Genomic DNA, 20,981 nt, shown 5'->3' on the forward strand with positions numbered 1-20,981 from the left:
GCCCGCCCCCGGTAGGCTCGTCGTGTGCCGTTTCCGCCCGCGGGCAAGCCGACCCGTGCGAGGCGATCAACCGGAAAACCCCCGGAAGGAGCCCTGAGCAAGGGTGAGCACCAAGCCGACCAACGACAGCGTGACGCTGGAGTGGACCGACCTCGACAAGCGTGCCGTGGACACCGCCCGTGTTCTCGCGATGGATGCCGTGCAGAAGGTCGGCAACGGCCACCCGGGGACGGCGATGAGCCTCGCCCCCGCTGCCTACCTGATCTGGCAGAAGCTCCTCAAGCACGACCCGACCGACCCTGACTGGGCCGGCCGCGACCGCTTCGTGCTGTCGCCGGGCCACACCAGCATGACGCTGTACACGCAGCTGTACCTCTCGGGCTACGGCCTCACCCTCGACGACCTCAAGTCGTTCCGCACCTGGGGCAGTCGCACGCCGGGCCACCCCGAGCACGGCCACACCGCGGGCGTCGAGACCACCACCGGCCCGCTGGGCCAGGGCATCGCGAACGCGGTGGGCATGGCCATGGCCGCCCGCTACGAGCGCGGCCTGTTCGACCCGGAGGCCGCCGAAGGCGCGTCGCCGTTCGACCACACCATCTGGGCGATCGTCTCCGACGGCGACCTCGAAGAGGGCATCTCCTCCGAGGCCAGCTCGCTCGCGGGCCACCAGAAGCTGGGCAACCTCGTCGCGCTGTACGACGACAACCACATCTCGATCGAGGGCGACACCGAGACGGCGTTCAGCGAGGACGTCCTCAAGCGCTACGAGGCGTACGGGTGGCACACCCTGCGCGTCGAGCCGCTCCCGAACGGCGACATCGACGTCGAGGCCCTGTACGCCGCGCTCCGCGCGGGCCAGGCCGAGACCGGCCGCCCGACGATGATCGCGCTGCGCACCACCATCGCGTGGCCCGCGCCGAACGCGCAGAACACCGCCAAGTCGCACGGTTCGGCGCTGGGTGCCGACGAGATCGCGGCGACCAAGAAGATCCTCGGCTTCGACCCGGAGCTGACCTTCGAGGTGTCCGACGACGTGCTCGCGCACGCCCGCAAGGTCGTCGACCGCGGCCGTGCCGCGCGCGCCGCCTGGGACGAGCGGTTCGCCGCGTGGAAGAAGGCGAACCCGCAGCGCGCCGAGACGTTCGCCCGCGTGGCCAAGCGGCAGCTGCCGGACGGCTGGGAGAAGGCGATCCCGGCGTTCGAGGGCGGCAAGGCGATGGCCACCCGCAAGGCGTCCGGCAAGGTGCTGGAGGCGCTCGGCGAGGTCGTGCCGGAGCTGTGGGGCGGCAGCGCCGACCTGGCCGAGTCGAACAACACCACGATCGACGAGTCCAGCTCGTTCCTGCCCGCGGGCAACCCGCTGAAGTCGGCCGACCCGTACGGCCGCACGATCCACTTCGGCATCCGCGAGCACGCCATGGGCTCGACCATGAACGGCATCGCGCTGCACGGCGGCACCCGCGTGTACGGCGGCACCTTCCTGGTGTTCTCCGACTACATGCGTCCGGCCGTCCGCCTGGCCGCGCTCATGAAGCTGCCGGTCACCTACGTGTGGACGCACGACTCGATCGGCCTCGGCGAGGACGGTCCGACCCACCAGCCGATCGAGCACGCCGCCGCGCTGCGCGCCATCCCCGGCCTGGACGTGGTCCGTCCGGCGGACGCCAACGAGGTCGCCGTCGCGTGGCGCACGATCCTGTCGCACACCGACCGCCCGGCCGGCATCCTGCTCACCCGCCAGGACGTCCCGACGTTCGAGCGCGACGAGCACAACAGCGCCGAGGGCACCGCCCGCGGCGGCTACATCCTGGCCGAGGCGTCCAGCGGCCTGCCGCAGATCGTGCTGATCGGCACCGGCTCCGAGGTGCAGCTCGCCATGCAGGCGCGCGAGACCCTGGAGGCGGAGGGCATCCCGACGCGGGTCGTGTCCATGCCGTCGGTCGAGTGGTTCAACGCGCAGGACCAGGCGTACCGCGAGCACGTCATTCCGCCGGCCGTGAAGGCGCGCGTGTCGGTCGAGGCCGGTATCGCGCTGGGCTGGCGCGAGATCGTGGGCGACGCGGGCAAGATCGTGTCGCTGGAGCACTTCGGTGCGTCGGCCGACTTCAAGACGCTGTTCGCGGAGTTCGGCATCACCGCCGAGGCCGTGGTGACCGCCGCGCGGGAATCCCTGCGCGCGGCGGGCGCTTGAGCCGGTTGTCACCACAAGTCACTGAGGGAGCGAACGATATGACGGACAACCTCCGTCGCCTCTCCGCCGAGGGTGTGGCGATCTGGCTCGACGACCTGAGCCGGGCGCGCCTGGACTCGGGCAATCTGCAGGACCTGGTCCGGGACAAGGGGGTCGTCGGGGTCACCACCAACCCGGCGATCTTCCAGAAGGCGATCTCCGGCAAGGACGACTACGACGCGCAGATCCGCGACCTCGCGGTGCGCGGCGTGACGGTCGACGAGGCCATCCGGATGATCACCACGGCGGACGTGCGCGACGCGTGCGACGTGCTCAAGCCGGTGTTCATCAAGAGCAACAAGGTCGACGGCCGCGTGTCGATCGAGGTCGACCCGCGTCTGGCGCACCGGACCGAGCCGACCGTCGCCGAGGCCCGCCAGCTGTGGTGGCTGGTGGACCGGCGCAACCTGTTCATCAAGATCCCGGCGACGAAGGCGGGCCTGCCCGCGATCTCGTCGGTGATCGGCGAGGGCATCAGCGTCAACGTCACGCTGATCTTCTCGCTGGAGCGGTACCGCGAGGTCATGGACGCGTACCTGACCGGTCTGGAGCAGGCCAAGGCCGCGGGCATCGACCTGGCGACGATCGAGTCGGTGGCGTCGTTCTTCGTGTCCCGCGTGGACACCGAGATCGACGCGCGCCTGGACAAGATCGGCTCGGACGAGGCCAAGGCGCTGCGCGGGAAGGCCGGTCTGGCCAACGCCCGTCTGGCGTACGAGGCCTACGAGGAAGTCATCGCCTCGGATCGCTGGAAGGCGCTGGCCGAGGCGGGCGCCAACCCGCAGCGGCCGCTGTGGGCGTCGACCGGCGTGAAGGACCCGGCGTACAAGGACACGCTGTACGTGGACGACCTGGTCGTCACCGGAACCGTGAACACCATGCCGGAGGCCACGCTCGACGCGGTCGCCGACCACGGGCAGATCGTCGGGGACGCGGTGCACGGGACGTACGACCAGTCCCGCGCCGAACTCGCCGCGCTGGCCGGGCTGGGCATCTCGTACGACGAGGTCGTGCAGCAGCTGGAGGACGAAGGCGTCGAGAAGTTCGAGGCCTCGTGGAACGACCTGCTCAAGTCGCTGCAGGGCGAGCTGGACCGGCTGCGGCCGTGACGTTCCGGTGCGTCCCGGCCGTCCGGCCGGGACGCACCCGCGCGGGTGACCCCTCATCACCCCGCGCTTGAGGTACCCGGCGCGGCGCGGCATTCGGACGCTCACTCGTTCGGATGCGGCGCCGCCCGAGGAAATCCACGCAATCAGGGCATGATTTCAGCAGACTCCGCAGACCAACAGGAGGGCTGACCGCCCGTGCAACACGCATTCGACGTAAGCGTGACCGCCGGCGGCGTGGAAGTCACCGTCGACGGTGACCTGATCCGCGCCGCGGCCGTGAACGACGTCATCGCGTCCTCGATCACCGACAAGGTCCCCGCGCGGCTGTCCGCGTCGGATCCGACCCTGTGGGGCCCCGACGCCGAACCCGAGGCGACCATCCGCCTGGGCTGGGTCGACCTGCCGTCCTCCTCCCGGGCCCTGCTGCCCCAACTTGCCGACCTGCGCGCCCGGGTCAAGGCCGACGGCCTCGACCACGTGGTGCTGGCCGGCATGGGCGGCTCGTCGCTCGCCCCGGAGGTCGTCACCGCCACCTACGGCAAGCCCCTCACCGTGGTGGACACGACGGACGCCGACCAGGTGCGCCGCGCCCTGCACGACCGCATCGACCGCACCGTCGTGGTGGTGTCCAGCAAGTCCGGCGGCACCATCGAGACGGACAGCCACCGCCGCGCCTTCGAACAGGCCTTCCAGGACGCCGGGTTGACGCCCGAGCAGATCGCCGCGCGGATCGTCGTGGTCACCGACCCCGGCTCGCCGTTGGAGAAGGCGTCGCGGGACGCCGGCTACACCGTCGTCCTCGCCGACCCGAGCGTCGGCGGCCGCTACTCGGCGCTCACCGCGTTCGGCTTGGTGCCCAGCGCGCTGGCCGGCGTCGACGTGGCGAAGCTGCTGGAGGAAGCCGCCGCGCTGTCCCCGGCGCTGGCCGGCAACGAGGACAACCCGGGCCTGCTGCTCGGTGCCGTCCTCGGCGCGGCAGCCGTCGCGGGTCGCGACAAGCTGGTGCTCGCCGATGTCGGCTCCGGCATCCACGGGTTCGGCGACTGGGCCGAGCAGTTGATCGCCGAGTCCACCGGCAAGCAGGGCCGCGGCATCCTCCCCGTCGTGGTCGAGGGCACCGACGCGCCGGGCTTCGCCGACGCCGGGTCCGACGCGGTCCGCGCCGCGGTCGTCGGCGGCACGCACGGCTGCGACGTCTGCGACATCACCGTGAGCGGCCCGCTCGGCGCGCAGTTCCTGCTGTGGGAGTACGCGACCGCGGTGGCCGGCCGGGTCATCGGCATCGACCCGTTCGACCAGCCCAACGTCCAGGAGTCCAAGGACAACACCGGGCGCCTGCTCACCACGCTGGAGGACGAGGGCTCGCTGCCCGAGGAAGAGCCCGCGTTCGTCGACGGCGCGATGGCCGTCTACGGAAGCCGCACGCTCCTCGGCGACGCGTCCACCGTGGAGGCCGCGCTCACCAAGCTGCTCGCCGCGGTGCCGGAGCACGGTTACCTGGCCGTGATGGCGTACCTCGACCGGTTCGGCGACACCACGGCTCCCGAGCTGCGGCCGCTGCTGGCGAAGGCGCTGGGCGGCAAGCAGGTGACGTTCGGCTGGGCGCCGCGCTTCCTGCACTCCACCGGCCAGTTCCACAAGGGCGGCCCGCAGACCGGGGCGTTCCTGCAGATCACCAGCGCGGTGACGGCGGACCTGCCGGTGCCCGGACGGCCGTACAGCTTCGCGCAGTTGCAGCGCGCGCAGGCGCTCGGCGACCTGGGCGCCCTGGTGTCCCGCGACCGCCCCGTGCTCCGCCTGCACCTCCTCGACGCGGCCGACGGCCTCGCCGAACTCCTGTCGGACGTACGGGACTTGGCCGGAGGTGCGGCATGACGGGAAAGCCGAAGTCGGCACCCAAGTCGGCCCCGGTGTGGCCGGCGAACCCGCTCCGCGACCCGGGCGACCGGCGGCTGCCGCGTATCGCCGGGCCGTCCGGTCTGGTGATCTTCGGCGTCACCGGCGACCTGAGCCGCAAGAAGCTCATGCCGGCGATCTACGACCTGGCCAACCGCGGCCTGCTGCCGCCGGGCTTCGCGCTCACCGGCTTCGCGCGCCGCGACTGGGCCGACGAGGACTTCGGCCAGGTCGTCTACGACGCGGTCAAGCAGTACGCCCGGACCCCCTTCCGCGAGGAAGTGTGGCGCCAGCTCTCCGAGGGCTTCCGGTTCGTGCAGGGCGACTTCGACGACGACGAGGCGTTCGACCACCTGCGCCGGACGATCGAGGAACTCGACGAGAAGCAGGGCACGCACGGCAACCACGCGTTCTACCTGTCCGTGCCGCCGAAGTTCTTCCCGGTCGTGGTCGCGCAGCTCAAGAAGCACGGTCTCGCCGTTCCGCCGCACGCCGACTCGTGGCGCCGCGCGGTCATCGAGAAGCCGTTCGGGCGCGACCTGAAGACGGCGGTCGAGCTGAACAACATCGTCGACGACGTCTTCCCGCCCACGTCGGTGTTCCGTATCGACCACTACCTGGGCAAGGAGACCGTCCAGAACATCCTGGCGCTGCGCTTCGCCAACACGATGTTCGAGCCGCTGTGGAACCGGTCGTACGTCGACCACGTGCAGATCACCATGGCCGAGGACATCGGCATTGGCGGCCGCGCGGGCTACTACGACGGCATCGGCGCGGCCCGCGACGTCATCCAGAACCACCTGCTGCAGCTCCTCGCGCTCACCGCGATGGAAGAGCCGCTGTCGTTCGAGGCGGATTCGCTGGTCGCCGAGAAGCTCAAGGTGCTCAACTCCATCAAGGTGCCGGACGACCTGGCCAAGCACACCGTCCGCGCGCAGTACACGCGCGGCTGGCAGGGCGGCGAGCCGGTCCGCGGCTACCTGGAGGAAGACGGCATCTCGGCGTCGTCGCGCACCGACACGTACGCGGCGATCAAGCTGGAGATCGAGAACCGCCGCTGGGCGGGCGTCCCGTTCTACCTGCGCACCGGCAAGCGCCTCGGCCGCCGCGTCACCGAGATCGCGGTGGTGTTCCAGCGCGCCCCGCACCTGCCGTTCGATGAGACGGCCACCGAGGAGCTGGGGCAGAACGCGCTCGTCATCCGGGTCCAGCCGGACGAGGGCATGACCGTGCGGTTCGGCTCGAAGGTGCCCGGCACGGCGATGGAAGTCCGGGACGTGAACATGGACTTCGCCTACGGCGAGTCCTTCACCGAGTCGAGCCCGGAGGCGTACGAACGACTCCTGCTCGACGTGCTCCTCGGCGACGCGCCGCTCTTCCCGCGGTGGGAGGAAGTCGAGGCGTCCTGGAAGATCCTCGACCCGATCGAGCAGTTCTGGGACAAGCACGGGAAGCCCGACACCTACGTCTCCGGCACGTGGGGCCCCCGCAGCGCCGACGAGATGCTCGCACGCGACGGACGGAGCTGGCGCCGGCCATGATGATCGACCTGACCGACACGAAGTCCAGTGCCGTCAACGCCGCGCTGGTCTCGGCCCGGCACGCCATCGGCTCGCCGGCCCTGGGCATGGTGCTGACCCTCGTCATCGTCACCGACGAGAGCACCCAGTACGACGCCATGAAGGCCGCCACCGAGGCGGCCCGCGAGCACCCGTCGCGAATCCTCGTGGTCATCGGCCGCCCGGGCGCGGAGATCCACCCGCGCCTGGACGCCGAGGTGCGGGTGGGCGACCAGGGCGCCGGCGAGACCGTCGTCCTGCGGCTGCACGGCGAACTCGCCGACCACGCCGAGTCCGTCGTGCTGCCGCTGCTGCTGCCGGACGCCCCGGTGGTGGTGTGGTGGCCGGGCAAGGCACCCGAGACGCCGAGCGCGGACCCGCTGGGCATCCTCGCGCAGCGGCGGATCACCGACGCGGTGGCCGCGCCGCGGCGTCCGGACTGGCTGGAGATCCGGGCGTCCGGCTACACCCCGGGCGACACCGACCTGGCGTGGACCCGCACCACCACGTGGCGCAGCCTGCTCGCCGCCGCCCTCGACCAGCGGTACGACCGGATCACCGGCGCCGCCGTGGAGGCCAAGGCGGGCAACCCGAGCGCGGAACTCCTCGCGCTGTGGCTGTCCGACCGGCTCGGCGTCCCCGTCGAGCGCGTGGTGACCGCGGGCCCGGGCATCACCGCGACGCGGCTCGTCACGGGCAGCGGCGAGATCGCGGTGACCCGGCCGGACGGCGTGCTGGCCACGCTGACCACGCCGGGCCAGCCGGACCGGCACGTCGCGCTCAAGCGGCGCGACGCGGCCGAGCTGATCGCCGAGGAGCTGCGCCGCCTGGACCCGGACGACGTGTACGCGACGACGCTCGCGCACGCGGCGGCCGAGGCCAAGGCGGCGGGCGGCTCGGTGGTGGCGTCCCCGGCGGCGACCGCCGCGCACGCGCAGGAGGCGGAGACCATCGCGGTCATCGCCGCACCGGGCGCGTCGACGATGGCGGACTCGGCGGACATGGTGTCCGACGCGGCGGCGGACGCCGGCGAGAGGGCCATCGCGGCGGCGCACCGCGCGTCGGCCGACGAGGCCGAGCAGTCGCACGCCACGAAGGAGACGGCGAAGAAGGCGCCCGCCAAGCGCACCCCGGCGCGCGGCTCCGGAAGCTCGTCCGGCTCGTCCGGCTCGTCCGGCTCGTCGGGCTCGTCCGGCTCGGCGGCGAAGAAGACCGCGAAGCCGCGGTCGTCCGGCACCGCGCGCAAGCGCACCGGAGGCTCGTCGTGACCGCGCCGCCCGCGGTGATCGTGCACGCGGACGGCACCCTGCTGGCCCAGGCCGCGGCTGCCCGGCTGATCACCCGGCTGGTGGACGCGCAGGTGGCCCGCGGGGTGGCGCACGTCGTGCTGACCGGCGGCCGCAACGGCAACGCGCTCATGCGGGAGCTGGCCGAGTCCCCGGCGCGGGACGCGGTCGACTGGGCGCATGTGCATGTGTGGTGGGGCGACGAGCGGTTCGTGCCGAGCGGGGACCCGGAGCGCAACGAGACGCAGGCGCGGGCCGAACTGCTGGACAAGCTGCCGCTGAACCCGGCGTTCGTGCACCCGATGCCGGCGTCCGACGGCCCGGACGGCAACGACCCGGAGGCCGCGGCCGCCCGGTACGCCGTGGAGCTGGCCCGGGCGGCGCGCGCCGAGACACCGGGGGAGCGCGGCGGGGTGGACGTGCCGTCGTTCGACGTGGCGATGTTCGGCGTCGGCCCGGACACGCACGTGGCCTCGCTGTTCCCGGAGCTGCCCGCGGTGTACGAGGCGGAGCGGACGGTGGTCGGGGTGCGCGGCGCTCCGAAGCCGCCGCCGACCCGGGTGACGCTGACGTTCCCGGCGATCCGCACCGCCAGGGACGTGTGGCTGCTCGCGGCCGGGGCGGACAAGGCCGGCGCGGTGCGGCTGGGGCTGGGGGGCGGCGGTGCCGTGCAGGTCCCGGCGGCGGGAGCCTACGGCCGGCGCAACACGCTGTGGCTGCTGGACCGGGCGGCCGCGGCGCAGCTGCCGCCGGGGCTGAACCGGATCGCGTCGCCTTAGCGGCCGGCCGCGGCTGCTCGACCGGGCAGCCGCGCCGCGGGCCGCCGGGCTCGGAACGGTTCGGAACGGTTCGGAAGAGTCCGGAAGCGTTCAGAAGAGTTCGGAAGAGTTCGGAGGGCGCAGGAGGGTGGTGTCCCGAAGTGGACACCACCCTTCTTCATTTGCTTTCATCAACACCGTTGACAACAGTGATGCGCAAAGCCAGGCTGGCCCCGACGGAGTCCGCGCCGCGGCTCGCAGCGCACCACCCAGGGCCTCGTCACCCCTGCCCCTGCCCGCAAGGAGTCACCGTGTCCTCTGCCGTGTCGGCCGAGCTTGCGTACCTCTCGGCCACCGACGCCCTGGCCGCGTTCCGCAGCCGCGAGCTGTCCCCCGTCGAACTTCTGAGCGCCCTCCTGGACCGGACCCGCGAGGCCGAGCCGGTGGTCAACGCGGTCGCCGAGCGCCTCGAAGAAGAGGCCTACGCCGCGGCGCGCGAGTCCGAGCAGCGCTACCTCGGCAAGGGCGGCGGCGACCCGCGCCCGCTGGAGGGCCTCCCGGTCGCGGCCAAGGAAGAGCAGCCGATGGAAGGCCGCTCGATCACCGACGGCTCGCTGCTGCTCAAGGACGAGATCGCCGAGTTCACCCACCCGGTGCTGCAGCGCGTGGCCGACGCGGGTGGCGTCATCCACATCCGCACCACCACGCCGGAGTTCTGCGCCGCCGCGTTCACCCAGTCCAAGCTGTGGGGCGTCACGCGCAACCCGTGGAACCCGGAGTTCTCCTGCGGCGGCTCGTCCGGCGGCTCGGGTGCCGCGCTGGCGGCCGGCTACGCGCCGCTGGCCACCGGCTCCGACATCGGCGGCTCGATCCGCATCCCGTCGTCGTTCAACGGCATCGTCGGCTTCAAGCCGCCGTACGGCCGCGTGCCGGCCATCGCGCCGTGGAACCTCGACCACTTCTGCCACGACGGCCCGATGGCCCGCACGGTCGCCGACTGCGCGCTCCTGGAGAACACCATCGCCGGTCCGTGGCCCGGCGACGTCGTGTCGCTGCGCCCGAAGCTCTACCTGCCGGAGACCTTCCAGGGTGCCGCGGGCGCCGAAGGCCTGCGCATCGCGCTCTGCGTCAACCTCGGCGGCTACCCGGTCGACCCCGAGGTCGAGGCCAACACGCGTGCCGTCGCGGAGGCGCTGCGCGGCGCGGGCGCGATCGTCGAAGAGGTCGAGATCGGCTGGTCGCTCGACATGATCCGCCAGGCCGCCCTCGCGCACTTCGGCGGCATCATGGGCCCGGACGCGGCCAAGGCCGTCGCGGAGTCGCCCGACCTGGTCAACAACTACATCCGCGCGTTCGTCGAGAAGACCACCGGCGGCGACCTCAGCTTCCTGGACGGCCTGCACATCGAGGCCAAGATCTACGCGGAACTCGGCGCGCTGCTGGAGCGCTTCGACGCCATGATCTGCCCGACCACGGCGATACCGGCGCTGCGCGCCGACGACGACTACACCGAGACCAAGGTCGTCGTCGACGGGGTGGAACTCGACTGGTACCTGGACATGGCGCTGACGCTGCCCTTCAACATCTGCAGCCGCGTGCCGGTGCTCGCGGTGCCGTCGGGCTTCGCGTCGAACGGCGTGCCGACGGGCGTGCAGATCGTCGGCAAGACGTACGACGACGAGATGGTGTTCCGGGTGGGCGCCGCGCTGGAAGCGGTGCGGCCGTGGGCCTACACCGCCGGGCGGCGGCCCGCGCTCTGACCCGGGGCGGCTCACCGGCCCGAGCCGTCCCGTAGGCGCCCTGGCGGGTCCGAGATTGGTTCCCTCGGACTCGCCAGGGCGCCGCCCATTTCGTCGGCCCCGGTCTGCCGGGCGCGGGGCGTCAGGCCGAGCCGGCGTCCACGGCGGGGACCGGGTAGGGGCCGTGGTTCAAGTCCACCCCGTGCAGGATCTTCGACTCCGCGACGCCGCCTTCGGACCAGATGTGGCACGTGTTGCGGATCGGCGCGACCATCCGCGAGACCTGCTCGCGCGTGGGCATCACCGGCGGATCGGCGGGCTCGGGGAACTCCGCCAGCCGCGCCCGCATGTTGCTCGACATCATGCTCTGGAACACCGCGGAGCCCAGCGCCCGCGACAACTCGAACAGGTGCGAGCAGCCGGACACGCCGCGGAACTTCTCCTGCAGCTTGGTGTTGAACCCGGAGCCGATCCGCAGACCGACCAGCTCCTCGAACTTCGGGGCGATCAGCGGGCATTCCACGTGCGGGAAGCTCAGCATGTCGGCCGTCGCGCCGACGATCACCATGTCGGCCTTGCGGACCCGCACGTCGAGCTGCATGTGGTGCAACACGGCCCGCGCGTCGGTCTGCCACGGCCGCTCGTCCCGCAGCGCCGCGGTGACGAGGATGCCGTCGCCTTCCTCGAATGCGTCGAATGTCAGCATGCGCCGGTGCACGGGCAGCGGTACTCGCTCGGCCATGTCGCCCCTTTCCTGCGCCCCTCCCGGGGGTGGCGCGGTCTCGGTGCGGAATCTTGCCTGACGCATACAACTATCCGGCACGCGGGGTGGGGAGAGGCGGGCGGGCAGCCCAGGGGCATGACGGGGAGGGCGGCAGCGAGCGCGGGGCGAGAGTGGCAGGCCGAGTGCGGACGCGCGGCGGGGCGAGCGCGGCGGGGCGAAGCTGCGCGGGCCGCGGACGAGTCCGCGTCGCGCGGTTCGGGGGGCGGGCGGGGGGTGGTCCCCTTCTCGCGCCGCCCCGCCGCACCCGGCAGCGATCCCGCGCTCGTCCGTTGCCGCGCCCCGTCGCGCCCCGTCGCGTCTGGCCCCGGACGCCGGAAGGCCCGGCGGCTGACCCGTGATCGGGTGGCCGCCGGGCCTTCGTCTGTGCGCGTTGTCACCTGGCCTGGGCCACGCCCAGGAGTTCCAGGACGTCGGTGTCGCCGCGTTCCTGGAGGCGCTTCAGGACGTCCTTCAGGTCGCAGCCGTCGGGGAGGCCAAGGCGGGCGCCGAGCAGGGCGGGAAGGTTGACCTGGTCGGGGACCGGGTCGACGCCGGTGTGGCGGAGGGCGCGGGCCCAGCGCGGGAGGCGGAGCTTGCCGTCGCCGTCGAGGAGGCGGGTCTCCAGGCGGCCCTGGCTGACCGAGCCGATGAACACCATGTCGCCGGCTTCCGCGCCGATGCCCGTCAGGACGGTGCGCAGGGACACGCAGTACGGGTGGTCCTCCCAGCGCAGCGCCGCCGGACCCGCCGCGTGGTGCAGGCGGACGCTGCCGCCCGGCCGCAGTCCCAGCGCGGTCACGAACGCGGCGGGCAGCGGCAGGTGCTCGCCGTCCAGCAGTGCCGTGTCGACGTCGACGCGGTACCACCACAGGCCGCGTTCGTCCCGGAAGCAGCGGGCGGAGTCGGCGGGCGACGCGTCGTACGCCGCGGCCGGCGGCTCGGCGGCCGAGGCCACCTCGACCGTCGCCTCGGCATCCGGGTCGTACCCCGGCTCGGGCGCGGAAGACGCCGCCGGAGCCGCTTCGGCGGAATGCCAGAGCCGCACCACCCCGTCGGCGACCCGGAAGCCGTCCAGGCGGGCGATCCACGGCTCCTGCACCTTCGAGCGGATGCCGAGTCCGCGCAGCGGCGCGTCGACCTGGCTCAGCGGCACCCCGGCCGCCCCGGCGCGCTCACACGCCCCGCCGACGATCTCCGAGGTACGCGACGCGAGTTCGCCCGGCGCCCCGGCCACCACCCAGCCGTCCGCGGTGGTGTGCAGGTCGAGCAGACCCCGCACGACCTGCCACAGCTGGACGTTCAGCCCGGGCACCGTCGCGGTGTGCCGGCTGTCCGCGTCGCGGAGTTCCGCGACGGTCGCCACCGGGCCCAAGTCGTCCTGCACCTGCCGGAGGTGGGCGCGGACCTTGCCGCCGCCCGGCTGCGCGAGCTGCCCCTCCAGGTGCCGCCGCAGCGCGGTCTCCAGGGCCTCGACCTCGGCCGGGCTCTTGCCGAACTCGGTGGCCAGCGACTCCAGGTCGCGCGGCGAGTCGGTGAACATGCGGTCCCGGGCGAGGGCGCGCCAGCGCGGCTCGCGGCCCGCGAACCACGCGGCCAGCACCATGACGATGTTGCCGGGCGCGGGCACGCTCGTGTCGTCCGGGTCGGCGTCCACCGTCTCGGCCTCGTCGATCGGCACGGAGTCCGCCGGTACCGAGTGGGGTGGCACCGCGTGCGGCGACCCGGAGCCGGGCGGCGGCGTGGACGGCATCGGCGGGATCGGCGGCGGGGCACTGGGCCGCGGCGGGTAGGACGCCGAGTCGGCCGCGGCGGCCTCCGCCTCCTCGACGGTCGGGGTCGGCTTCCGCTTGCGGAGCTTCGGACGTGCCACGGGCGCGGTCGGCAGCGCGGCCTCGGGGACCGCGGACTCCGGCGCCTCCGTGGCGTTGGCGGCGGGCACGAACACGGTCGGCTCGGCGGCGGCTGCCGGAGCGCGGGACTTGCCGAGGATCGGCACGTCGTCGCGCGTCATCGGCGGCACCTCGCCGAATGCGTCGATCGCCTCGACGTCCGGGTCGGCGGGCGCCGGTTCCGGGGCGCGCTGCGGCATGGCGGGCATGTCCTCGCGGGTGACGGGCGGCACCTCGCCGAACGCGTCCACGGGGTCGGGGACGTCGTCCTCGTCCGCTTCCACGGCGGGCGCCGGGGCCCGCACGGCAGCGTCGTCGTCCTCGTCGACCGGAAGCGGGGGGACCGGCCGGGCGGCCGGCATCGCGAACACGGTCATGTCGTCGGCACCGACGAACGGCGTTGCGGACGCGGCCGCGTCCTGCGTGTCGGGCGCATCGTCGGCCGGACCGCCGTCGCGGGCGCGATCCGCAGCACGGTCGGAAGCGGCGTCGGAAGTGCTGCCGGCCTCGTCGTCGGCCTCCCGGTCGGGCCGCACCGCGGGACGTGCCGCCGCGCTCAGCATGACCGTCATCTCCGGGGCATCGTACGGATCTTCGAGATCCGTCCCGGGCACCTCCAGCGCGTCGTCGGAGAAGTCCAGCCCCTCCGGCAGCAGCGTTTCGGGCACCAGGCCCATCAGCACCTGGAGCGCGGCGCGGACCTCCGGCGGCGCCGAGTCCGCACCGACGACCGCGGTGGTCTCGAGCGTGACGCGCGCCAGTTCCGACATCAGCGGCACGTCGGGGGCTTCTTCGGCGAGCCAGCGCACCACCGCGGCCAGGTCGCCGGTCGGCGGCGGCGGCATGGTCACCGGACGGAGTTCGTCTTCGATCGCATCGAGCAGGTCGCTGACCGGTTCGAGACCGGAGTCGTCGTCCGCAGACCCCTCTTCGGTGTCCTCGGTGTCCGCGTCTGCGTCGGCATGCGCCGACGGGCCCGGGCCGTCGACGAGGAAGTCCACCACCGGTGCCCCGCCGCGCTTGCCCATCCGCACGCCGCGCGGCTTCTTCGGGGCGTCCTCGTCGTCCGCGGCCTCGTGTGCCGCGTCGTCGGGGGCGGCCTCGGCCGCGAAGGCCGCGGGTGCCTCATCCCGCGCGTCCGGCCGCGCGTCCTCGCGCGCCGGGGCGGCGTCCTCCGTCCGCACCGCCGGGATCCCCACTCCGGTGCGCTCGTCGGCGGGCAGCAGCCCGAGCACCTCGGCGAAGAGCTGGGTGATCACCGGGCGCACCGTGGACGTGCCGATCTGCGTCCAGTCGCCGATCTCCTGCACGGTGGCGGTCAGCAGGTCCGCCCAGTCCGGGGTACGCACCAGCACGTCGGTGCGGGCGCCGTCCGGCCACTGGGACAGCTTGAACTCGTTGCGCGCGACCCATGCGGCCGGCAGCAGGTCGCCGAGCCGCATGTGGCGCAGTTCCGAATAGGAGAGGTCGGCGAGGCGGGTCGGCAGTTCGGCGGCGCCGATCGCGTCGACGGCACGGGACACGGGCACGCTGGTCCACCACGCGGGCGGCAGATCCGGGTGGCCGAGATGCCGGTTCACGCGGTCGGGCGATAGGAAGCGCAAGGCCGGGACGAAGTCGGCCAAGGTCGCCTCGAGCCGTGGCTGCATGCGGTTCCTCCGTGTCGCGGACGCTACTCTCGCCGCTGTTCTGCCCCTTGTGGTGCCGACGGTAGCGCCCGCCGGGCGATCGGCACAGGGCGGAGGCACCGTACGCCCCACCCGGGATGCGGGACGTCGCGGCCCCCCGGTTGGTTCCCGTGCGGGCCCGTCGCCCGACTGTCCGTACGCGTCCCGACCCGGCCGCGGTTGCGCTGGTCACACCCCCGGGGGACCGCTCCCGCCGGTGATCGTTCCGGCGGAATCCCCGGCGTCCTCCCCGGCTTCGCCGCCGTCGGGGTCGGCCGCCGCGGCGGCGTCCGCGGCGTCCGCCGCGGCGGCGGGCTTGGCCGGGACCCGTATCACCACGACGCCGCGCTTGAAGTCGATCGGCCCGGGGCCGCCGTTCTCCTGGTCGTCGTCGCGGGCCACGGTCAGGCGGTTCCGCTCGTCGTCCCGGTGCTTGGCACCCGGGCTGAAGAGTTCCTCGAACAGGCCCATGCCGCCGAACATCACGGTCCGCCTTCCGCCGTACGCGTGCCCTCCCGACCACGGTACGCGCCCGCGCTCCCACAACGCGCCGGGCGCACACCCCCGGCCCCCCGACGCTGCCGTACGCCCCTGCCGCGGCACCCCGTTCCGGGTCTTGTCCGGCCAACCAGGTTTCGACGGCGTCCCGCAAGTCGATCTCACTATCAAAGGCATCGTCGCCGACACCGCGTCGACAAAACCGCCGACACGTGCCGGCGCGGGCGATCCGGGTCCACCGACCCGGGCCGGGCGGCGCTGCCGGCCGCACGACCAGCGCACCATCCGGCGACTCAGGGGGAGTTGTGGGCGAGACCGCACCACTGCGGCAGCACGGGGAGTCCAGGTCCGCATCACCGGTATCACCGGCAACACCGACGTCACCGATCCACGGCCCTGTTCCGGTCCCCGCGCATCACCGGGTCGACCTGCCGACCGACCCGCACACCGAAACGCCGAACGGCGCGGCCGGTCCCGCCGCGCACATACCTGGCCGGCAGCAGCCGCCCGGCCTCGCCGCGGCGACCGCGGCCACCCCACCGCCGCCGACCTCCGGAGTCGGCGGCGGGATTGTGCCGGGGGGCCGTACGTCGCCCGACGTGGTGCTGCGCCTGCACCTGCCCGCGTCGGTGGACGCGGTGCCGCGCGCCCGGCACGCGCTGCGCGGCTGCGTCCGCGGCTCCGTCGCGGCCGATCCGCTCGACACGTTGGAGCTGCTCGTCTCCGAACTCGTCACCAACGCGGTGCTGCACTCGCCGCACTCGGGCACCGTGACGCTCGAACTCCGGCGCGCGGACCGGGCGCTGCGCATCGCGGTCACCGACGCGGGCCCGGTGCTGCCGCGCCCGCGCACCCCGGTGTCCGCGGCCGAGGAGCACGGGCGGGGCCTGTTCCTGGTGGAGACGCTCGCCGAGGCGTGGGGCTCGCGCGTGGTGCCGGGCGGCAAGGAGGTGTGGTGCGACGTCGCCGTCGCCCCGTGATGACCGGGCGGTGACCCGGATCACCCGCCCGGCCGTCCGTGCACCGTCGGATCGCCGCGTCAGATCCGTCCGGAGAACGTGTCGCACGCCGCCATGTCGCCGCTGCGGTAGCCGGTGGTGAACCACTGCTGCCGCTGCGCGGCAGAACCGTGCGTCCACGACTCGGGGTTCACCCGGCCCTGGAACTCCTGCTGGATCCGGTCGTCGCCGACGGCCGCGGCCGCGTCGAGGCCGTCGGCGATGTCCCGGTCGGTCAGCTGCGTGATCAGCGGCTGCCCGCCGTTCGCGGGCGTGCGCGTGGCGTTCTTCGCCCAGACACCGGCGTAGCAGTCGGCCTGGAGTTCGAGCCGCACCGCACCGCTCTGCGGGCCCTGCCGGTCGTTGCCGACCTTGGCCATCTGGCCCGTGAGGTTCTGGATGTGGTGGCCGTACTCGTGCGCGATGACATACGCCTCCGCGAACGGGCCGCCTTTGGCGCCGAACTTGGTGCGCAGGTCGGAGAAGAAGCCGAGGTCGATGTAGACCTTCTTGTCCGCGGGGCAGTAGAACGGCCCCACCGCGGACGTGGCGCCGCCGCACGCGGTGGTCACGGAGCCCGTGAAGAACCGCGTCGGGGCATTCGTGTAGCGGGAGTTGCGGGCCGCGAGCGCCGTCGGCCAGTACGCCTGGGCACTGTTGACCACCGCGACGATCCGGCAGTCGTCGCGGGCGTTCGCGTCCCGCCCGGACCTGCACGAGTCGGCGAGCGCCCGGTTGTCCGCGGGCGCGCCGCCCGACGAGCCGCCGCCGTCGGTCAGCCCCAGATGGTCCGGGCTGATGCCGAAGATCAGCGCCACGACCAGCACGAGGATCCCCGCGCCGCCGCCGATCTTCAGGCCGGGCCCGCCGAGACCGCCGAGCACGCTCCCGCCCCGCCCGCCTTGGCCGCGCGCGCCGCGGGCGTCCTCGATCTGCGAGGTGTCGAGGTTCTCGTCGTCGTTGAACTGCATGGCCGACCACCCGCCGAAGAGCCGTGATGCGGAAAATCCGGAAAACGCCGCAAAGGCGCAACTCGGGTGATCATCTCGCGTCGCCGTACGCGGGAATAGGCGACGACACGCTCCCGTTAGACTGCTGCGTATGGTCGAGACTTCCAATCCCCTGCGTGACCGCGGGGTGTGCCCACGGGGATAGGCCCGCCGCCTTCCCACCGCCCCCACCCCCCGGATGCCGACCATCACTCGGCCCAACCAGGAGTCACGACCCCCAGATGATCACTGCCACCGGCGTCGAACTGCGCGCGGGCGCCCGCATCCTCCTCGAATCCGCCAGCTTCCGGGTCGCCGCCGGCGACCGCATCGGCCTTGTCGGCCGCAACGGCGCCGGCAAGACCACCCTCACCAAGACCCTCGCCGGGGAGACCCAGCCGGCCGGCGGCACGATCACCCGCTCCGGCGAGGTCGGCTACCTGCCGCAGGACCCGCGCACCGGCGACCTCGAGGTGCTGGCCACCGACCGCATCCTGTCCGCGCGCGGCCTCGACGCCGCGATCAGCGGCATGCGCGCCGCCGAGCAGACCATGTCGTCCGCCTCCGGCGAAGCCCGCGACAAGGCGATGCGCCGCTACGCGCGCCTGGAGACCGAGTTCCTCACCAAGGGCGGCTACGCCGCCGAGGCCGAAGCCGCGACCATCGCGGCCAGCCTCGGCCTGCCCGACCGGATCCTCGCCCAGCCGCTGCGCACCCTGTCCGGCGGCCAGCGCCGTCGCGTGGAACTCGCCCGCATCCTGTTCTCGGACGCCGACACGCTGCTCCTCGACGAGCCGACGAACCACCTCGACGCCGACTCGATCGTGTGGCTGCGCGACTTCCTGAAGACGTACAAGGGCGGCTTCATCGTCATCAGCCACGACGTGAACCTCGTCGAGGCGTGCGTCAACAAGGTCTTCCACCTGGACGCGAACCGCACCGCCATCGACGTCTACAACGTCGGCTGGAAGGCCTACCTCCAGCAGCGCGAGACCGACGAGCGCCGCCGCAAGCGCGAGCGCGACAACGCCGAGAAGAAGGCCGCGACGCTCATGTCGCAGGCCGACAAGATGCGCGCGAAGGCCACCAAGACCGTCGCCGCGCAGAACATGGCGCGCCGCGCCGAGAAGCTGCTGTCCGGCCTGGAGGCCGTGCGCAAGTCCGACAAGGTCGCCAAGCTGCGCTTCCCGCAGCCCGCGCCGTGCGGCAAGACGCCGCTGATGGCGCAGGAGCTGTCCAAGTCGTACGGGTCGCTGGAGATCTTCACCGACGTCGACCTGGCCATCGACAAGGGCTCGCGCGTCGTCATCCTCGGTCTCAACGGCGCCGGCAAGACCACCCTGCTGCGGCTGCTCGCGGGCGTCGAGACGCCCGACACCGGCCGCGTCGAGCCGGGCCACGGCCTCAAGCTCGGCTACTACGCGCAGGAGCACGAGACGCTCGACCCCGAGCGCACCGTGCTGGAGAACATGCGTTCGTCGGCGCCGGACATGGACCTCGTGGAAGTCCGCAAGGTGCTGGGCTCGTTCCTGTTCTCCGGCGACGACGTCGACAAGCCCGCGGCCGTGCTGTCCGGCGGCGAGAAGACCCGCCTGGCGCTCGCCACCCTCGTGGTGTCGGCGGCCAACGTCCTGCTGCTCGACGAGCCGACCAACAACCTCGACCCGGCGAGCCGCGAAGAGGTCCTCGGTGCGCTGCGGTCCTACGAGGGCGCCGTCGTGCTCGTCACCCACGACGAGGGCGCGGTCGAGGCGCTGCAACCGGAGCGGATCATCCTGCTGCCGGACGGCGTCGAGGACCTGTGGAACGCGGATTACGCGGATCTCGTCGCGCTGGCCTGACGCGCGCCGGGATTCCCACACCAAATTCTCACAAAGGGAAGCGCGGGTTCCGCTTGATCGCCGGGCGCGCCCAACCGCCCGATCAACCACGCTGCGCAAGGTCGCGAACCATATAGGTGACCAGCGGCTTTGCCGTGCAACAGCGGACACGGTCAAGGAATTCCCCGCGGAAGCGGGGGTTCCGGACCGTGGATCTTGGCCGCCAACCGCCTGAACAGCGGCTCCGTCCGGGCCGACGGGCTGTGCGGAATCGCTGGCCTTGCCGCGTCCCAGGGGTGATCATGGGAACCCAGAGCGCACTTCCCATGAGGAGGCACGTGTGGCCGAGACTCTGAAGAAGGGCAGCCGGGTGACCGGCGCCGCGCGCGAAAAGCTCGCGGCGGACCTGAAGAAAAAGTACGACTCGGGCGCCAGCATCCGCGCACTCGCGGAGGAGACGGGCCGTTCCTACGGCTTCGTGCACCGGATGCTGAGCGAATCCGGGGTGGCACTGCGCGGAAGGGGCGGGGCCACGCGCGGCAAGGCCAGGGCGGCGTCTTCCTGACCCGTCCGGACCCCCGCACCGCCCGGGCCGATCGGCGCCACAGCACCACGGCACCCCGGCACGAGACCGCACCGCACCATCGCACCGCACAACATCGCACCACGTAGCACCGGACCGCGCGCACCTGCACCTCCGCGCGGTCTTCCCGTTCCGACGCCTAGCCGTATGCCCGACGACGGTGGTACGGCCCGGCGTTCTGTTGTGTTGCGGTACGGGATTCCCGTACCGCACAGCACGGCCGACGGCTCGTAAGTTACCAGCCGGTACCCGCCTCGCAGGTGCCGCTGCCCGACCTCGTACGGTTGTGGCCGGGTGGCCGGACCGGCGCCCCCGGACCGCCCCCCGGCCCGGACCAGGCACCACACGTGTGGAGGCAGAGCATGTCGGAGTACGTCCGTCTGGAAACGACGGGGCAACTCGCTGTGGTGACCCTGGACAATCCGGACCGGCGCAACGCGCAGACGCCCGCGACGTGGCGGGATCTTGCCGGGATCGGGCGCTCGTTGCCCGGCGACGTCCGCGTGGTGCTGCTCCGGGCCGAGGGCACCTCGTTCTCGGCGGGACTCGACCGCCGCCTGTTCCCCGGCGGCGGAGGAGTGCCCGGCGAGCCCGCGCTCACCGACCTGGCGGAGCGCGACGACGCCGACGTGGACGCGGCCATCGCCGTGTTCCAGGAGGCGTTCACGTGGTGGCGCCGCCCGGACCTGGTCTCCATCGCGGCGGTGCAGGGCCACGCGGTGGGGGCCGGGTTCCAGCTCGCGCTCGCCTGCGACCTGCGGGTGTGCGCGGACGACGTGCAGTTCGCCATGCTGGAAACCCAGCTCGGGCTGGTGCCGGACCTGGCCGGCACCAAGCCGCTCGTCGACCTGGTCGGCCACGCCCGCGCGCTGGAGATCTGCCTCACCGGCCGCCGGATCGGCGCCGCCGAGGCCGCCGCGCTGGGCATCGCCACAAGCGTCGTCCCCCGCGCCGACCTCGACACCGCCGCCATGGCGCTGGCGAACGCGCTGACGGCGGCCCCCCGCAACGCGGTCGTCGAAACGAAGGCGCTCCTGGCCGGCGCCGCCACCCGCTCCTACGACGAACAGCGCGCGGCCGAACGCGAGGCCCAGACGCGGAGGTTGAAGGACTTGCTGGGGGCGGGGGAGTAGCGGACGACGGGAAGTCGGGACGGGGACGGACCGCGGTCGGTGCTCGGGCCGTCGTCCCATC

General features: G+C 72.9%; 15 protein-coding genes. 11 read left to right on the plus strand and 4 right to left on the minus strand.

All coding sequences use genetic code 11. The features are described 5' to 3' along the window. Positions 1-103 precede the first annotated feature (103 nt). The 7 genes from tkt to ACPA54_RS20230 all read left to right on the plus strand — a co-directional run bounded on the left by tkt (position 104) and on the right by ACPA54_RS20230 (position 10,601). Complete coding sequence (gene tkt / locus ACPA54_RS20200; RefSeq protein ID WP_423531681.1) at positions 104-2,194, plus strand: transketolase; 2,091 nt, start codon at positions 104-106, stop codon at positions 2,192-2,194. Positions 2,195-2,232: 38 nt separating this feature from the next. Beyond that, complete coding sequence (gene tal, locus ACPA54_RS20205) at positions 2,233-3,342, plus strand: transaldolase (protein ID WP_423531683.1); 1,110 nt, start codon at positions 2,233-2,235, stop codon at positions 3,340-3,342. 195 nt (positions 3,343-3,537) lie between these two features. Then, on the plus strand, positions 3,538-5,217 hold the full coding sequence (locus tag ACPA54_RS20210; RefSeq protein ID WP_423531685.1) for a glucose-6-phosphate isomerase: 1,680 nt from the start codon (positions 3,538-3,540) through the stop codon (positions 5,215-5,217). Further along, complete coding sequence (gene zwf, locus ACPA54_RS20215) at positions 5,214-6,779, plus strand: glucose-6-phosphate dehydrogenase (protein WP_423531686.1); 1,566 nt, start codon at positions 5,214-5,216, stop codon at positions 6,777-6,779. The genes ACPA54_RS20210 and zwf overlap by 4 nt, the downstream gene beginning before the upstream one ends. Continuing rightward, positions 6,776-8,065 carry a glucose-6-phosphate dehydrogenase assembly protein OpcA gene (gene opcA / locus ACPA54_RS20220; RefSeq protein ID WP_423531688.1) on the plus strand — a complete coding sequence of 430 codons (1,290 nt, stop codon included), beginning with the start codon at positions 6,776-6,778 and terminating at the stop codon, positions 8,063-8,065. The genes zwf and opcA overlap by 4 nt, the downstream gene beginning before the upstream one ends. Next, on the plus strand, positions 8,062-8,862 hold the full coding sequence (gene pgl / locus ACPA54_RS20225) for a 6-phosphogluconolactonase (protein WP_423531690.1): 801 nt from the start codon (positions 8,062-8,064) through the stop codon (positions 8,860-8,862). The genes opcA and pgl overlap by 4 nt, the downstream gene beginning before the upstream one ends. A 290-nt stretch (positions 8,863-9,152) precedes the next feature. Continuing rightward, on the plus strand, positions 9,153-10,601 hold the full coding sequence (locus ACPA54_RS20230; RefSeq protein WP_423531692.1) for an amidase: 1,449 nt from the start codon (positions 9,153-9,155) through the stop codon (positions 10,599-10,601). Between the two features lie 121 nt (positions 10,602-10,722). Here ACPA54_RS20230 and ACPA54_RS20235 read toward each other — a convergent pair whose 3' ends face one another. The 3 genes from ACPA54_RS20235 to ACPA54_RS20245 all read right to left on the minus strand — a co-directional run bounded on the left by ACPA54_RS20235 (position 10,723) and on the right by ACPA54_RS20245 (position 15,370). Further along, positions 10,723-11,322 carry a DUF2889 domain-containing protein gene (locus tag ACPA54_RS20235; RefSeq protein WP_423531694.1) on the minus strand — a complete coding sequence of 200 codons (600 nt, stop codon included), beginning with the start codon at positions 11,320-11,322 and terminating at the stop codon, positions 10,723-10,725. A 415-nt stretch (positions 11,323-11,737) separates the two neighbouring features. Further along, positions 11,738-14,881, minus strand: a complete 3,144-nt coding sequence (locus ACPA54_RS20240) for a hypothetical protein (RefSeq protein ID WP_423531696.1) — start codon at positions 14,879-14,881, stop codon at positions 11,738-11,740. 207 nt (positions 14,882-15,088) lie between these two features. Continuing rightward, entirely contained in the window at positions 15,089-15,370 is a 282-nt protein-coding gene (locus ACPA54_RS20245) for a DUF6191 domain-containing protein (protein WP_423531698.1), read from the minus strand. 626 nt (positions 15,371-15,996) lie between these two features. Between ACPA54_RS20245 and ACPA54_RS20250 the strand changes: the two genes are divergently transcribed. After that, complete coding sequence (locus ACPA54_RS20250; RefSeq protein ID WP_423531700.1) at positions 15,997-16,377, plus strand: ATP-binding protein; 381 nt, start codon at positions 15,997-15,999, stop codon at positions 16,375-16,377. A 59-nt stretch (positions 16,378-16,436) separates the two neighbouring features. Here ACPA54_RS20250 and ypfJ read toward each other — a convergent pair whose 3' ends face one another. After that, positions 16,437-17,366: a KPN_02809 family neutral zinc metallopeptidase gene (ypfJ, locus tag ACPA54_RS20255; protein WP_423531702.1), complete on the minus strand. Its 930-nt coding sequence runs from the start codon at positions 17,364-17,366 to the stop codon at positions 16,437-16,439. A 260-nt stretch (positions 17,367-17,626) separates the two neighbouring features. Between ypfJ and abc-f the strand changes: the two genes are divergently transcribed. From abc-f to ACPA54_RS20270, 3 genes are all read left to right on the plus strand, one after another. Beyond that, the gene (gene abc-f / locus ACPA54_RS20260) at positions 17,627-19,225 is read left to right on the plus strand and encodes a ribosomal protection-like ABC-F family protein (protein ID WP_423531704.1); all 1,599 of its coding nucleotides are present in this window, start codon (positions 17,627-17,629) and stop codon (positions 19,223-19,225) included. Positions 19,226-19,544: 319 nt separating this feature from the next. Beyond that, positions 19,545-19,769 carry a helix-turn-helix domain-containing protein gene (locus ACPA54_RS20265; RefSeq protein WP_423531706.1) on the plus strand — a complete coding sequence of 75 codons (225 nt, stop codon included), beginning with the start codon at positions 19,545-19,547 and terminating at the stop codon, positions 19,767-19,769. Positions 19,770-20,149: 380 nt separating this feature from the next. Next, entirely contained in the window at positions 20,150-20,920 is a 771-nt protein-coding gene (locus tag ACPA54_RS20270) for an enoyl-CoA hydratase/isomerase family protein (protein WP_423531708.1), read from the plus strand. The last annotated feature ends 61 nt before the right edge of the window (positions 20,921-20,981 follow it).

This window comes from Uniformispora flossi, assembly GCF_049534875.1.
GTDB classification, from domain to species: domain Bacteria; phylum Actinomycetota; class Actinomycetes; order Streptomycetales; family Streptomycetaceae; genus Yinghuangia; species Yinghuangia aomiensis.

What these genes read in the sequence shown, in the direction of transcription:
- tal (WP_423531683.1), top strand. Translation starts at nt 2,233, where the DNA reads ATGACGGACAACCTCCGTCGCCTCTCCGCCGAGGGTGTGGCGATCTGG.
- zwf (WP_423531686.1), top strand. Translation starts at nt 5,214, where the DNA reads ATGACGGGAAAGCCGAAGTCGGCACCCAAGTCGGCCCCGGTGTGGCCG.
- opcA (WP_423531688.1), top strand. Translation starts at nt 6,776, where the DNA reads ATGATGATCGACCTGACCGACACGAAGTCCAGTGCCGTCAACGCCGCG.
- ACPA54_RS20235 (WP_423531694.1), bottom strand. Translation starts at nt 11,322, where the DNA reads ATGGCCGAGCGAGTACCGCTGCCCGTGCACCGGCGCATGCTGACATTC.
- ACPA54_RS20240 (WP_423531696.1), bottom strand. Translation starts at nt 14,881, where the DNA reads ATGCAGCCACGGCTCGAGGCGACCTTGGCCGACTTCGTCCCGGCCTTG.
- ACPA54_RS20245 (WP_423531698.1), bottom strand. Translation starts at nt 15,370, where the DNA reads ATGGGCCTGTTCGAGGAACTCTTCAGCCCGGGTGCCAAGCACCGGGAC.
- ypfJ (WP_423531702.1), bottom strand. Translation starts at nt 17,366, where the DNA reads ATGCAGTTCAACGACGACGAGAACCTCGACACCTCGCAGATCGAGGAC.
- abc-f (WP_423531704.1), top strand. Translation starts at nt 17,627, where the DNA reads ATGATCACTGCCACCGGCGTCGAACTGCGCGCGGGCGCCCGCATCCTC.
- ACPA54_RS20270 (WP_423531708.1), top strand. Translation starts at nt 20,150, where the DNA reads ATGTCGGAGTACGTCCGTCTGGAAACGACGGGGCAACTCGCTGTGGTG.